The organism is Halopiger aswanensis (assembly GCF_003610195.1).
Classification (GTDB): domain Archaea; phylum Halobacteriota; class Halobacteria; order Halobacteriales; family Natrialbaceae; genus Halopiger; species Halopiger aswanensis.
The window spans coordinates 223,137-237,013 of the sequence record NZ_RAPO01000004.1 but is presented as its reverse complement, the minus strand read 5'-3'; the positions used below and the strand labels follow the sequence as shown (position 1 = coordinate 237,013).

The 13,877-nt window shown below is 62.9% G+C and carries 11 protein-coding genes; 3 read left to right on the top strand and 8 right to left on the bottom strand.

What is annotated here, in order from left to right:
* Window positions 1-87 precede the first annotated feature (87 nt).
* The 3 genes from ATJ93_RS18980 to ATJ93_RS18970 all read right to left on the bottom strand — a co-directional run bounded on the left by ATJ93_RS18980 (window position 88) and on the right by ATJ93_RS18970 (window position 4,626).
* Complete coding sequence (locus ATJ93_RS18980; RefSeq protein WP_211334096.1) at window positions 88-603, bottom strand: enolase C-terminal domain-like protein; 516 nt, start codon at window positions 601-603, stop codon at window positions 88-90.
* A gap of 163 nt (window positions 604-766) precedes the next feature.
* Window positions 767-2,614, bottom strand: a complete 1,848-nt coding sequence (locus ATJ93_RS18975) for a methyl-accepting chemotaxis protein (RefSeq protein ID WP_211334095.1) — start codon at window positions 2,612-2,614, stop codon at window positions 767-769.
* Window positions 2,615-3,576: 962 nt separating this feature from the next.
* Window positions 3,577-4,626 carry a PAS domain-containing sensor histidine kinase gene (locus ATJ93_RS18970; protein ID WP_120246227.1) on the bottom strand — a complete coding sequence of 350 codons (1,050 nt, stop codon included), beginning with the start codon at window positions 4,624-4,626 and terminating at the stop codon, window positions 3,577-3,579.
* A gap of 256 nt (window positions 4,627-4,882) precedes the next feature.
* Between ATJ93_RS18970 and ATJ93_RS18965 the strand changes: the two genes are divergently transcribed.
* Together ATJ93_RS18965 and ATJ93_RS18960 are read left to right on the top strand one after the other, a co-directional pair.
* Window positions 4,883-6,592 carry a sensor histidine kinase gene (locus tag ATJ93_RS18965; RefSeq protein WP_245977699.1) on the top strand — a complete coding sequence of 570 codons (1,710 nt, stop codon included), beginning with the start codon at window positions 4,883-4,885 and terminating at the stop codon, window positions 6,590-6,592.
* Window positions 6,593-6,794: 202 nt separating this feature from the next.
* Window positions 6,795-7,373, top strand: a complete 579-nt coding sequence (locus ATJ93_RS18960; protein WP_120246226.1) for a flavodoxin domain-containing protein — start codon at window positions 6,795-6,797, stop codon at window positions 7,371-7,373.
* A gap of 207 nt (window positions 7,374-7,580) precedes the next feature.
* Here the strand turns inward: ATJ93_RS18960 and ATJ93_RS18955 are convergent, their stop codons facing one another.
* The 4 genes from ATJ93_RS18955 to ATJ93_RS18940 form a co-directional block, all read right to left on the bottom strand.
* A complete protein-coding gene (locus ATJ93_RS18955) occupies window positions 7,581-8,624 on the bottom strand; it encodes an NAD(P)/FAD-dependent oxidoreductase (RefSeq protein WP_120246225.1) in 1,044 nt (347 codons plus the stop codon).
* Entirely contained in the window at window positions 8,621-8,980 is a 360-nt protein-coding gene (gene trxA / locus ATJ93_RS18950; protein WP_120246224.1) for a thioredoxin, read from the bottom strand. The genes ATJ93_RS18955 and trxA overlap by 4 nt, the downstream gene beginning before the upstream one ends.
* A gap of 218 nt (window positions 8,981-9,198) precedes the next feature.
* Window positions 9,199-9,861, bottom strand: a complete 663-nt coding sequence (locus ATJ93_RS18945; protein ID WP_120246223.1) for a class I SAM-dependent methyltransferase — start codon at window positions 9,859-9,861, stop codon at window positions 9,199-9,201.
* Window positions 9,862-10,048: 187 nt separating this feature from the next.
* Window positions 10,049-10,297: a DUF7542 family protein gene (locus ATJ93_RS18940; RefSeq protein ID WP_120246222.1), complete on the bottom strand. Its 249-nt coding sequence runs from the start codon at window positions 10,295-10,297 to the stop codon at window positions 10,049-10,051.
* A gap of 283 nt (window positions 10,298-10,580) precedes the next feature.
* Between ATJ93_RS18940 and ATJ93_RS23950 the strand changes: the two genes are divergently transcribed.
* Entirely contained in the window at window positions 10,581-11,942 is a 1,362-nt protein-coding gene (locus ATJ93_RS23950; protein WP_211334094.1) for an SRPBCC family protein, read from the top strand.
* A gap of 34 nt (window positions 11,943-11,976) precedes the next feature.
* Here ATJ93_RS23950 and ATJ93_RS18925 read toward each other — a convergent pair whose 3' ends face one another.
* Window positions 11,977-13,839: a bacterio-opsin activator domain-containing protein gene (locus ATJ93_RS18925; RefSeq protein WP_120246221.1), complete on the bottom strand. Its 1,863-nt coding sequence runs from the start codon at window positions 13,837-13,839 to the stop codon at window positions 11,977-11,979.
* Window positions 13,840-13,877: the final 38 nt, after the last annotated feature.

Below are 13,877 nucleotides of genomic sequence, written 5' to 3'. Positions count from 1 at the left end.
TCGCTGTTCGGGATACTCATACAACGGAGGCCGACGATATCCGCTGTCGTCTCAGTACCCAGGCCGGGTGACCAGTCGCGATCGCGGTCACCACTCGGCGATTCCGCCGTCTTCGTGACGCCAGACGGGGTTATACCACCTTACGTCACCACGTGACTGTTCGCGCACGTATGACCCATCAACGTCGATGCCAAGCCCTGGGTCGGTCGGTCGACTGACGTAGCCATCGTCAAAGTCGAACGTCTCTGGATCTTCCAGATACTGCAGTCCGACGCTCTCCGTCGGGTCGTGAAGCGAGAGATCCTGCTCCTGCATGACGGCGTTGTGCGAGCAAAAGACCACTTGCAGGTTCGCCGCGAAGGCGATCGGACTCAACGGACAGTAGGAAACGACGGCCACGTCGAACGCCTCGGCCATCGTCGAGATCTTCCGTAGTTCCGTGATGCCGCCGACGTGCGTTACGTCAGGCTGGATGACCGTCACCGCACCCTCAGTGAGAAGCGGTTTGAAATCGTACCGCGAGTGGACCCGTTCACCGGTGGCGATCGGGACGCCCGTCCGCTCAGTTAGCGTTGAGAGGAACTCCGAGTGTTCCGGTAACACCGGTTGATACATCCGTACGGTTCCAGCGCCTCGACGAGGCGGCGGCTCATCGACTTCGAAACCCGCCCGTGAAAATCCTCTTGCGAATCCGCGTCGCCGAATGAAACCGTCCTCGTGAACTAACTCCTCGAGTTCTCGATTTCGAACAGCGCTACCGAGGGAGTTAGGTATTAGTTGCACCACCACGGCCCGGAGCCGCATTTCCTACCGATGACTGGCCACCGACTTCGAACTTCTGAAGGAGTCGCTGGAGCCGTTCGGCGTGATCGGTAAGCGAACCGGCTTCGGCAGTCGCTTGCGATATCGCGGAGAGTTGGTCATCTGCGGCTGCGGAGACGCTGCTCGCTTCGTCGGCGGTCGTCCGGCTGATCGTCGCCACCGCCTCAACCATCGAGACGGTTTCCTCCGTACTCGCGGCCTGGTCGTCGGTCGCCTCGCTTATCTCACGAATGCCGTCGTTGGTTCGTGCAGTGTTTTCGGCGACGTCGGTGAACGCAGCAGCGGCCTCTTGAACGGCGTCAGCAGTGTTTTCCATATGCTTCTCCGCGGTACGGGCTTCCGCAACGGTTGCGGCCGTTTGCTCTTGAGTTCCGGCGATGATCTCTTCGATATCCTTCGCAGCTTCCTGCGTTTCTTCGGCCAACTGTTTGACCTCGTTGGCGACGACCGTGAACCCGTCGCTCGTTCCGCCGTCGCTTCCCGCTCTTGCGGCTTCGATGTTAGCGTTCAGTGCGAGTAGGTTGGTTTGCTCGGCGATGTCGCCGATCAGGTTGACGATTTCGCCGATATCACTCATCCGGTCGTCGAGTTCCTGGACCGTCGCCGCAGTAGAGTCGATCGCAGCCTGTGACTCGTCGACGCTCTCGATCGCGTTTCGCGCGGTCGCCTCGCCGGTTTCTGCAATGGTCGCCGTTTCCTGTGAGGTTTCGACGACGGTCACTGCGGACGAGGCAACCTCTTCGATCGTCGCAGAGAGGGTGTTCATCTCGCCGGAAACTTCCGCAAGCATCTCTCGCTGCTCGTCCGCACCGTCGGCGATTTCCGAAATAGACTGCGTGACGTTCTCGCTGAGTTCTTCAGCCGTCGTCGCGCCGTCCATCGTTTTCTCACTCGCCGCCGATACGTCGCGGGCGAACGACTGAATTTCCGCCATCGTCGCTTCGATGTCGTCCATCATGCCGTTGAACGTACGCCCGATCCGTTCCATCGCCTCGCTCTCGCTGTCGGCGTCGAGTCGAGCGGTAAGATCGCCATCGGCCGCCTGATTCATTACCGAACTGTACGCGCTGGCCTTCTGCTCGAGATGGTGATTGAGTCGCTCGACTTCCTCGCGGCGCTTTTCGGTCTGCGCTTTGGCCGCTTCGGCCTCTGCTTTGGCCGCTTCGGCCTCGGCTTTCGCCTCCTCAGCCTCAGCCTTCGCTTCCTCGGCGTCTTTGATTTCGGCCTTCTGCTCGGCGACCAACTCGAGTTGTCGTTGCGCTGCCTCGCGAGACTTCTCGATCGAATACCAGTTCACCATGAGCGCCCCCGCGAGGCCGGTGATGAACACGGCGTGAATGCCGCCCCAGACGATCGGGTTCGCGATCGCCGCCGAGTGGTTATAGACGAGGCTCGAGTCGATCAAGCTGAACGCACCGTGGCCGATCGCGACATACCCCATCCCGATCGCGAACGGAAGCCAGTCTTCGTACAGCGCGAGGATCGCGATGAAGACGAAAAAGTGGAAGTGCGCCTCGATGTAGCCGCCCGAAAACTTCACCAGCGCCATCGAGACGGACATCACACTGAACGCTGCGAGCGTGGTCCGTTGCCGTCGTCCGAACCGTGACCAACTCGAGAGCGCGGTAGTCGCGATGATAACCGTCAAAAGTCCACCGAGCATCCACGGTGGGGTGGCTGGAATCTCCGCTCCGGTAACGGATTCGGTCCCCTCGTAGCGGCCGAGTAGTAACAGCAGTGGCACCTGTACGGCGATCAGCAAGAGGATGTTCCGATGGCGGTTATTCCACATCTCCTCTGGTATCGACGTTCCGTCGGGTATGTATCTAATAAATTCGGTGACTTTTTCTCCCAATCCCCGCGGTTTCCCCTGATTCGTATCAGGGTTGGCTGTCGTCCCCATGCTAATCCTGAAAGTCCCTATAAGGAAAGTGTTGACTGTTTAAAATTCTTCTTTGCTATCTTATTTTTCGACCGTTCTGACGGATGTTTGTCGCGTGAAACCACAGTTAGAGACCAGTGCTCCCTGATCTACTGCTACCGATCGCTCCCTCACGCGAGCGGTGCTGTACAAATGTGGGTGTCTCGGTCCAACCCGTGTGATCGGTATCGCTACTCGAGGGGCAAACAGTGGTAATACCGACCCTCACTGCAGAATCTACGTTGACCACGTCGGCCGAGAAACGTCGGCCCTCACTGGACCGAGTTTCGACTTTCCAAAATAATTTCTAAGGCTCGGAAGGGATCGTCGTTCTCTAACTTTGAGACCGCGTCAACCCTAACCTCTTTTGAAACGAGGTCTCGGTCTAAAAACCCGGTGACGACCTCCGCTGCCCGATTTTTATCTTCTGCCTGAGAACTCCTCATGTATTACCATACGGAATCTCCGATAGATATACGTTCGGATTCGCTGGGAGGACAGCACGAAGTCCGAAAACGAGAACGAAACCCAGCGACGAGGCTAATCGTCGTGAATTCGAGCTTCCACTGAGGGGAACGGTTTCTCGAGAACGCAGAAGCGATCCGATAGCAGAGCTGTGATCGATACCACCCGCCGATCCGTGGAGTGACAGGTCCGTCTTACGCGATCTCGAAGCGTGACCTCCGATCAACATCCGCCGAGAGCGTCCGGACGGCCGTGAGCGTCTACACGATAGTGTCTGGGTCATCGATGCGCTGTACGCGTCGAACGCTCGTGAAACGAAGGTGAGCGACCACCTTGATACCGCGAGAACAACCGCACGGAACGGCAACTTACGACGATCGATGCGGAGACTCCTGTGGCGGCAAATAAAAGTACACCGTGTTTCCTCGCGGCGCTCGTCGTTCGAACGTGAGCTCACCGCCGAGCGATTCGATACACCACTTCATGACGAACAACCCGACGCCGGACCCGTGAGAGGTGTTCGTGACCTCGTTTCGCGTGTAGATGCTCTCGATCTCGGTCTCTGAAATCAGGGGGTTCCTGTCTTGAATCCGTATTTCGACGCGGCCCGTATTCGGCGAGGGACCGATTACGACCGTCACAACAGGCGCTTCCGTTTCGCTGTGAACGATAGCGTTCTCGAGGGCCTGCGTGAGCGCATATCTGAACCCCTCATCGACGGTGACCCACATCTGCTCCCGTTCTTCCAGCGAGATCTCCGCAGACGGGTAGGTGGCTGTCACCTCGTCGATAATCTCTCTTACGGCAGTGGTAGCATCTCGAGTGATTCGCTGAGAGTCGGCCTGTTCTACCGCATACTGGATCTGTTTGATCGACTCCGTAAGGGTGCCGAGTTCCGTCGCGCAGGATTCGATTTTTTCGGCGGCGTCGGACAGTTCATCGGTCTCCGCATTCACGGTGACGAACTCGCTATACCCCATGAGCGTATTCGCCTTGTTTCGGAGATTGTGTCGAAGGATACGCCAGAAGAGTTCTTCACGATGGCCGGTGTTGTAATCTTCAGTCACGTCCCTGATTTCTGCTAAGACGTACTCGTCGTCGTCGGATGTTTGAGACAGCTGGATCTGTACCCAAATTAACTCTCCGTCCGCCCGTTTGACTCGCCAGCTAAATTGGTGCGACGACCCCGCTGCACTCGTCCGAAGTCGATCGATGAAATCAGCTTCCGAAAGGGAGTAGGTGTTTGCAGAATACGTCTCGATGGAGAGTTCGCGGAGTTCAGCAGTCGCGTATCCGAACAGTGACTCCAATCGTTCGTTCGCGTCCAAAATCGTGCCGGACTCCGGATCGTACAGTGCAATTCCGATGTGCAGGTTTTCGTACTCCGTCGATAGTTTGCTGGTGATAGAATCAGGCATCTAGTACGGTGATTCCCGCCGTCTACTAGATATTCGCTACTAATAGCTCTATACTCGGCTATTTAGCGATCGAGAGCCGCCATCCGATTCAAGGGCCCTAACTGAACCAACGTACTCGACACCGACTGCTCCGCGGGCGCGCTGATCGGCGTGGAGCAGCGGTACCTGCTTCTGTCGTTCTTCACGACGGGGCGTTCTATCCGTCCTCACGCCGATCAACTGTCCCAGTTACCAACCTTTATTGTATTTTGATTCAGTGATTCGAAAGGACTTGTTGGGAAGTACAGGAATTGCCATCGCCGTCACCGTCGGCTCACTCGGTGCCGGAGTCGGGACCGTGGGCTTAATTTGGTATCTGAATCGCCACCGAGGCAGACCGGGTGCAGGGTGGTTTATGATCACACTCGGTGCACAGGCACTTTGGTGTCTCGCGTACGGCATCGGACTGTTCGTCTCGGATCCGACCTGGCGGGTGCTGTTCGAAGCGCTCGTGTGGGTCGGAATGATTTGGCTCGGCCCGACCTTCCTCGCCTTCGGGCTTGATTATACCGGCAGGGGACATCTCATCCAAACGCGGTCGTTTCGTTCGTTGTTGACCGTTTCCGGTCTCGTGACGGTTGTCACCTTCACGTATCCGTACTCAGATCTGCTATGGACTGACTTTCGGCTCGTTGGATCGCTGGGCATTTCGACGGTGCTGTATACGATCCAACCGTTGGGATACGCCACTATCTTCTTCGGCGTCGTCTGTGCCAGCGTCGGTATTCTCCTCTTGATCGAAACGGTGGTCAGTTACGGACCGCTGTACAGACGCGAAGCGGTTGCGATCACACTCAGTACGCTCCCGCCGGCGATCGGGTTCGCCATCTGGATGACTGGGGTGGGACCGTACCCGGACGTATTCCTCGTCCCACCCCTCTTTCTCGCTCACGTCGGACTCGATGCCTACGCGTTCGTGGGAACCAACATATTCGAGACGAATCCGACGACGATGCGGTCGGCCGAACGGACCGCGATCGACGACCTCCCGAATCCCATCGTCATCGTCGACACCGACGAACGGATCGTCGAACTCAACACTGAAGCCGAGGCCCTCTTCGACTGTGAAACGAACGACGTGCTCTACGAGCCGCTATCGGACCGATTCGACGTCGAAATCGGGCCCGACGGACGACCGACCGATGAAATTCAGACGATTCCGACACGCGGCGAACGGTCGGACCGCACGTTTTCGATCTCAACGACGGCGCTGACCGAACCCGCCGGAGCGACCGTCGGACGAACGATCGTCCTCCAAGACGTCACCACCGAACTCGAGCGAAAGCAGCAGTTGACCGTTCTCAACAGAATCCTCCGCCACAACCTCCGCAACGAAATGACCGTGATCATGGGCGCGGCCGATGTAATAGAGAGCGTTAGCGATCATACGGAGATCGAGTCCTGGCTCGGTCAGTTACGCGAGAGCGGGCGGGAACTGATCGAAATTGGCGAGCGAGCCCACGAGTTCGAACGCGTTCGACAACGGGACCTCCAGCTCGTCTCGATCGATATCGACGAAACGCTGTCCGGACTCGCACGTGATGTTCGCGACCGCTACCCGGACGCGACGACAGCCGTCGAACGGACGGAGTCGGCGACCGTTCGAACAGACCCCGAAATCCTCGAGGTCGTACTAACGAATCTCCTCGAGAACGCGCTCGTCCACAACGACGACGACGATCCGACCGTGGCCGTCCGCGGGTGCCGAAGTGACGACTCCCAGTACATAATCACGATCGAAGATAACGGCTCGGGGATCCCGGAGGACGAACTGGCGGTGCTCGACGAGGGAGCCGAAGACGCGCTCGATCACGGGAGCGGCCTCGGCCTCTGGATCGTCAGTTGGGGTATCGACGCGGTCGGCGGAGAGGTTCAGTTCGAGACGTCGCCGGCCGGAACGACCGTCACGGTCAGCGTTCCGACCTGAGAGGAGGTAGTGACAGCCATCGAAATACGGAATACGAAACACGAAACACGACTATCGGTGCTCAGGTCCCCGTCGATTCGCCGTCCCCGCTGAGCCGGCATCGGTCGGGCGGATCGAGTGCGGAGCGAGACCGATCCGACGGCCGCCCAGTTATACCCTCCGTGATCGTTTTATACATCTGCTCGGGGTACGTCCCGCTACGATGGTCTCGGTTCTCGTCCTCTACGGCACCGGCGAGGGGCAGACGGCGACCGTCGCCGGACGAATCGGTGATGCGCTCGAGGAGCGCGGCTACGAGGTGTCGACGCTCGAGGTGACGGAACTCCCGGCGGAGTTCGACGTCGGCGAGTTCGACGCGGCTCTCGTCGGCGCGTCGATCCACTTCGGCACGCACCAGTCCTCGGTGGTCGATTTCGCGCGGTCGAATCGGGCGGCTCTGAACGCGATGCCGACGGCGTTTTTCCAGGTATCGCTGTCGTCCGCGACCGAGGACGGACGGGCGCAGGCCGCGGGCTACTTCGAGGCGTTCGCCGACGAAACGGGGTGGCATCCCGATCGAATCGGATTCTTCGGCGGTGCGCTGCGGTACTCGAAATACGGGTTCCTCAAGCGACTGATGATGAAACAGATCGCTACGCGAACGATCTCGGACGTGCCCCCTGCCGACGACTCGGGGGACGTCGAGTTCACGGATTGGGACGAAGTCGAGGCGTTCGCCGCCGACGTGGCCGCGTTCGTCGAGGGGCGGCTCGGCGTCGCTCCCGGGACTGCCGCCGAATGAGCGGAATCGAGATTGCGGACTGAGACAGCGCCTTCCGGGCTGGCCCCTCCAACTCGCTGTTCGACCGCGGTGACTTCATGTTGAAAGAGCCGCTCGACGGCGGCGAAGCCGGGTTTCTGGACGGAGTTGACGCCGACGGAGCAGCTGTCCGCGATCCGACTCTTCACCAGCGGCGGGTGTGACTACGGAGAAACGCGGCGGGTGCGACTACGGAGACACCTCGAGCGCAGCCGCAGTCGTCCGCTCGAGCGTCTCGAGGTACGCTTCGGCGTCGAGCGCCGCCATGCTGCCGGTTCCGGCGGCGGTGATCGCCTGTTGATAGTCCGGATCGGCGACGTCGCCGGCGGCGAAGACGCCCTCGACCGTCGTCTCGGTCGTCGCGCGGCCGGCGTCGTCGGTTCGAGTGTAGAGGTAGCCGCGCTCGTCGCGTTCGACGGCGGTCCCCTCGAGGAACTCCGTGTTCGGCGTGTGACCGATCGCGTAGAACACGCCGCCGACCTCGACGGTCTCCCGATCCACGTCGACGCCGTTCGCGGCTTTCTCGCTGGGGTAGCCGTCGGGATGGGAGACGAGCGTCGCGCCGGTGACGCCCTCCTCCTGCGAGCCGCGGAGCGCCTCGAGTTCCGTGTTCCAGCGGAACTCGATAGCCTCGTGATTGCGGGCGCGGTCAGCCATGATCTCGGAGGCGCGCAGCTCCTCGCGGCGGTGAACGACCGTCACGCTGTCGGCGAACTTCGCGAGGAACAGCGCCTCTTCCATCGCCGAATCGCCGCCGCCGATCACGAGGACGTCGTCGCCGCGGTGGAACGCGCCGTCGCAGGTCGCACACGTCGAGAGGCCGTACCCCATCAGTTCGTCTTCGTTCTCGGCGCCGACCCAGCGAGCGCTCGCGCCGCTCGCGACGATCAGCGCGCGCGTTCGCAGCCGATCGCCGTTCGAGAGTTCGAGTTCGAACGGCCGTTCCTCGAGCGTCGCATTTTCGACGGTGCCGTGAGTGAACTCGGCGCCGAAACGCTCGGCCTGCTCCTTGCCGTTCTGGATCAGCTCCATCCCGCCGACGCCCTCGGGGAAGCCGAGGTAGTTCTCGACGTCCGTCGTCAGCGTCAGCTGGCCGCCCGGTTCGGGGCCTTCGAGTACCAGCGGCTCGAGGTCGGCTCGCGCGGCGTAGACGGCCGCCGAGAGCCCGGCGACGCCGGACCCCACGATCACCACGTTGCGAACGTCCGCGGTCGTTTCAGTTTCCTCGTTCATTCGGTGTACCTCTCGATCAGGGTGCGGAGTCGGTCTTCCGGCAGCGCGCCGGACTGCTGTTCGACCTGCTCGCCGTCCGCGAAGAGGACCAGCGTCGGCACGCCGCGAACGCCGAACGACCCCGCGAGCTGCTGGTGTTCGTCGACGTCGACCTTCGCGATCGCGGCCTCGGTCTCGCCCGCCAGTCGCTCGAGGACGGGATTGAGCATCTGACAGGGGCCACACCAGTCGGCGTAGAAGTCCACGAGGACGACGTCGTGTGCCGCCGTGACCTCCTCGAGGTGACTCCTCCCGTCGATGTAGATCGGTTCGTCGAGCGATCCCGCCGAAACGTCGTCGCGTGCATCAGTTGCCATCACCACCACGTACGGACCGACGCTGTTTAAAGGTTTTGTGAATATTGTACAATATAGTTGCGACGTCTATCGAGCGGTTCGTCATCGTATCGGAGGGGGGATTTGCTCAGGCCGTTTAAACCGGAAGTATGGTTAATTCGATCGCTGTGGGAAGTCTGAATCGGCGATTCGATCATCAGTACAGTCCAGTCAGTTTTGCACGAATCTATAACAACCACTTATTCGACGGGATCGGCCGACCGCTCCGAGGTGTCCGCGTCGAAGCGCGCGAAATACCCGGCTCGAGTCCCGACGCGCGCATCTAACGCCAATCCACGCCGTTCGACGCGGCGGCGTAACCGTTCGAACCCGACGAAGTGAGGGTCGGGGAGCGATTCGCCGACGACGAGTCGGCCGTCCGGCTTCAGGACCCGCTCGAGTTCGTCGAGCGCTCGCTGCTGATCGGGAATCTCGCCGAGGACGAGCACCAGATACGCGGCGTCGAACGTGTCGTCCGAATACGGAAGCGACCGTGCGTCGCCGCGGATCGCTTCGACGTTGGACCGTCCCTCCTCGCGCGTCCGCGTCCGGAGGTGCTCGACCATCTCCGATTGGACGTCGACGGCGTGTAGCGTTCCCGACGGGTCGATCGCCCGCGCGACCGTTCCGGTGTAGTGGCCCGTTCCCGGGCCAACCTCGAGAACCCGTTCGCCGGGACGGGGCTCGAGAACCTCGCGCAACCGCGAACGAGTGATGATCGGCCGCGGAAGGTCGATCGCGTAGCGCTGGGAGTACGGACACGGCGACGGATTCGATCGCCACCGGAGCGCGTAGCCGAGTATGGCGAGCGCGACGAGTCCGAGCAGTGCGGCGACCGCTCGCGACGTTCGGCGAGAGATCATGGCGACGCCTTCGCCGCGGACAGACTACAGTCTTCCCCGAAACCGGACCGTCGCGTCCGAAAACTCCGCGAAGCCAACTCGAGGGGACGGCCGTCTCCGACGAGCAACTCGATCCTCGAGCGAGGGACGCGGTTGCGGTGAGAGATACGGGGCTCGTCCGGCCCACCGCCGGCGGTGCCGACGGTCGTCACGACTCGTCGTCGGACGGCTGCCGGTCGAGAAGCGGGGTATCCGGATTCTCGCAGTCGGGCATTCCGCAGATACCGGCGTCGGCTCCCGCCCGTTCCACGCCGGCGGCGACGCGATCGATTTGCCAGTCGACGTCGTGTCCCGTTGACTCGTGATCGTCGAGCGCAACGCGCGCCCGCCGGAGGTTCGTGAACGACTCGCGGAACTCGCAGTCGCGACACTCGACGACGACGGTTTCCTCGCCCATACGAATCGATTGCCGCAAAGCGATGAAAACGCTCCGGTCGATAGGACCGTCAGAACTGCGCGGGGCACTTCCGCTCCGTCTCGGCGAGACGGGCCGCGCAGTTGTTCGGCCCGACCTCGAGTTCCGTCGCCTCGGACTCGTCCTCGAGCGCCTCCGTTCGGTGTCAATCTCGATAACGGGCTCGGAGTCGGCGCTTTTCGGGCGCGTTCTCGAGCGGGTGCGGGACGACCGCCGGGCATCGATTTACGTCCCCGCTCGGTGGAGTGTGACGGAGGACGGAACCATGAGACGCCATACGTTCACCGGCGGCGCATCGTCCGCTCCCGATTCGTCGATGCTGATCGACCGGTACCTGCCCGAGTACGACGTCACGGCGATTCGACACGCGGTCGTCGAGGCCGACCCCGAAACGACCTACGCGGCGATGCTGACCGCCGATCTGCTGGATACCGGGCCGATCGTTCGAGCGCTCGGCTGGTTGCGAACCCTCCCGACGGCAACGGCTCGTCGGTTCCGCGGGACCACCGGCGCGTCGCCGCCCGAGCGGCTGCGGTTCGCCGACGTTCCGGAGACCGACGAGTGGACGCTGCTCGAGGCGGCGCCGGGCGAGGAGTTCGTCTTCGGTGCGGTCGGGAAGTTCTGGCGGCCGGCGATCGAGTGGCGACGGGTCGATGCGGACGCGTTCGCGTCGTTCGACGAACCGGGGTACGCGAAGCTCGCGATTAGCCTGTCCGTCCGGCCGTACGGCGAGGGGCGGACGCTGGTGTCCTACGAGGCGCGCACGGCGACGACCGACGACCGCGCGCGCAGACGGTTCCGACGATACTGGCGAGTCATCGGTCCGTTCGCGGGCTACCTGATGTCGCGTGCGCTCGAGCGCATTCGGGCCGACGCGGCGGCTCGAGCGAGCACGGACTCGGCGGCGACAGGGATCGAAGGCGGAAACCGAGACCGTCCGAACGGAGCCGGCAAACGGATCGTCGCTGCGCTCGCGTTCCTCGTCGCGGGCGCGTACCACTTCGCGATTCGCCCCTGGCATCGTCGGTGGGGCGTGACGGTGGCCGAAGCGCGAGGTCCGCTCCCGGGAGACGATCTCCTCCCGGACGCAACGGATCAGGTCACCCACGCGATCGAGATCGACGCCCCCGCCGAGGCGATCTGGCCGTGGCTCGTCCAGATCGGACAGGATCGCGGCGGCTTCTACAGCTACGACTGGATCGAGCGGGCCGTCGGCGCCGACATTCACAACGTCGAACGGATCGTCCCGGAGTACCAGGACCTCGAGGAGGGCGACGTGGTCAGGTTGGCACCCGAGGACTATCCCGTCTCCTCGCCCGAATCCGCGCCGGAAGTCGCGCGGCTCGATCCCGGACGAGCGCTCGTCCTCAGGCCGCCCGGCGAGTCGCCGGCGTGGACGTGGGCGTTCGTGCTCGAGCCGAGCGGCGAGGGGCGGACGCGGCTGTTCGCCCGCACGCGGTCGAACCCGGAGCGGTCGTCGATCGGACCGCAGACGACGCTCCTCCGTACGGCGATCGACTACTGCGTCTGGGAGCCGGCCCATTTCGTCATGGAGCGGAAGATGCTCCGCGGGATCAAGCGCCGCGCCGAACGGGTCGGACGGACGACGGCGGACGCGAGCGTGTGACGCTATCGAGCGTAACTATCGCACCTTCGGCGCGTTACTCCGCCGGCCGGCCGGGGCTCGACAACAGCGAGTCGAACACCTTTCGCTGCGCCTTTCGAAGGTGCTGGTTGAACGTCGGCGGGGCGATGTCCAGCGACTCGGCGACGTCCTCGCCGGACGCGTCCCGCGGCCACTCGTAGTAGCCCGCGTGGTACGTCGCCTCGAGCGCCGCCCGCTGACGGTCGGTGAGATCCGCCTCGAGCACGTCGCGGACCCGTTCGGGCGTGTCGATCCGGAGTTGGCGTTGCTTCAGCAGCTTCGCATTGTGGTACGCTTCTTGCACGGTGTCGACGACCTGTCGGACGTCCGCCCCCGGCGCCGCGTGAAGCGTCATCAGGTAGTCGCCGTCCTCGATGACGGCTGTCTCGACGGAGCCACCGAGCGACGCGACCGTCGACAGGACCGGTGGCTCGGAGAGGCGAAGCTCGAATCCCCGCTCGTCGCCGCCGGTCCGGTACGTCACGCTCACCCAGTGTGGGAGCGTTTCGACGAGCGACTCGAGTCCGTCGACCGCGTCCGCGGTGACGTTCCCGTAGACGAGGTACTCGTCGTCCTCGATGGAAACCACGTGATCGAGCGTGATGGTGCCGGTCGTCGGCGTGTCGACGTCGAGTGCGGCGAAGACGTCCCGGATTCGAAACTGGAGCTCGACGACGGTGTCGCTCATCAGCGCTCGCTTGCGTTCGGCCGCCGCGATGGCGTGCCCGACAACCTCGCCGAGTTGACTAATCACGTCTCGCTCGCGACCCTCGAACGCTCTGGGTCGCTCGGCGTAGACGTTCAACACGCCGTAGACGGTCTCCTCGTGGACGATCGGGATCGCGGCCGACGATCGGAAGCCGTACTTCTCGATGTGGCTTCGCCAGGGGTCGTGCCTGTCGTCGGCGCGGATGTCCTGCGTGGTCTGGATCTCGCGTTCCAGAATCGCTCTCCCGGTCGGACCGTTGCTCCGTTCGTCGTCCGGGTCGACGGAAATCGAGATCCCGTCGAGGTAGCCCTCGACGCCGGCTTCCGTCCGCCCGACCACGGTCTGGGAGGTGACGTCGACGTCCCCGATCCAGGCGAAGAGGTACGACTCCGTCGCGGCCAGGTGCTCGCAGACGACCCGCTCGATCTCTCCTCGGGTCGACCGTTGGGTAATCGCGTCGATAATCTCTCGAACGACGTCGTTGAGGGTGTTGAGCGCCTCGAGTTGCTCGCGCTGGCGGCGGAGTCGATCCGCCGTCTCGCGGGGCGTCGTCTCCTGCTGCTCGGCCGCGTCTCGCAGGACCGCCGCGAACCCATCGAGGTTGCCACTGCCGTCGCGGATCGCCTCGACGATGCCAGCTGCCCGGTCCGTCGAACCGTCCCCTCGAACGCGCCACCGGTCCGTTTCGACCGCTCCCGCGTCCGCGGCGGTTTCGAGCGCCGCTTCGGGTCCTGTCGCCTGCCGGTCCGCTGCGGTGTAGAACGTCGAGACGTGTTCGCCCAGCGCGTCGCCGGTCGCGGAGCCCGTGATTCGCTCGGCGCCCGCGTTCCAAGTGCGGACGCGGCCGTTCGGATCGAGCAGACAGATCGCGAACCGCTCGAGCCCATCGACGATCGACCCGGACCGGTCCCGACTCGACCGGGTTTCCGCGTCGGACGCGGAATCGGGTGTCTCGGCCGACGACCGCGGGCGCCACCACACGCGGGCGCTCGCGCCGACGCGTTTGGTCTCGAGTTCGCCGCGCTCGACGAGTCGCTCGAGGCGCTCGTAGGTGCTCCGGCGACCGATCTCGAGGTCGTCAGCGAGCTCCGCGGTCGTCCGCGGCGTTCCCGAGCCGTCGAAGAGAGCGAGGGTCTCCCGAAGACTGTCGGTCAAGGATTGCCCGGCCATTAGAACGAGAGTGGGGCCGCACGGTTGTCAAGCCTCCG

What these genes read in the sequence shown, in the direction of transcription:
- ATJ93_RS18975 (WP_211334095.1), bottom strand. Translation starts at nt 2,614, where the DNA reads ATGTGGAATAACCGCCATCGGAACATCCTCTTGCTGATCGCCGTACAG.
- ATJ93_RS18970 (WP_120246227.1), bottom strand. Translation starts at nt 4,626, where the DNA reads ATGCCTGATTCTATCACCAGCAAACTATCGACGGAGTACGAAAACCTG.
- ATJ93_RS18960 (WP_120246226.1), top strand. Translation starts at nt 6,795, where the DNA reads ATGGTCTCGGTTCTCGTCCTCTACGGCACCGGCGAGGGGCAGACGGCG.
- ATJ93_RS18955 (WP_120246225.1), bottom strand. Translation starts at nt 8,624, where the DNA reads ATGAACGAGGAAACTGAAACGACCGCGGACGTTCGCAACGTGGTGATC.
- trxA (WP_120246224.1), bottom strand. Translation starts at nt 8,980, where the DNA reads ATGGCAACTGATGCACGCGACGACGTTTCGGCGGGATCGCTCGACGAA.
- ATJ93_RS18945 (WP_120246223.1), bottom strand. Translation starts at nt 9,861, where the DNA reads ATGATCTCTCGCCGAACGTCGCGAGCGGTCGCCGCACTGCTCGGACTC.
- ATJ93_RS18940 (WP_120246222.1), bottom strand. Translation starts at nt 10,297, where the DNA reads ATGGGCGAGGAAACCGTCGTCGTCGAGTGTCGCGACTGCGAGTTCCGC.
- ATJ93_RS23950 (WP_211334094.1), top strand. Translation starts at nt 10,581, where the DNA reads ATGAGACGCCATACGTTCACCGGCGGCGCATCGTCCGCTCCCGATTCG.
- ATJ93_RS18925 (WP_120246221.1), bottom strand. Translation starts at nt 13,839, where the DNA reads ATGGCCGGGCAATCCTTGACCGACAGTCTTCGGGAGACCCTCGCTCTC.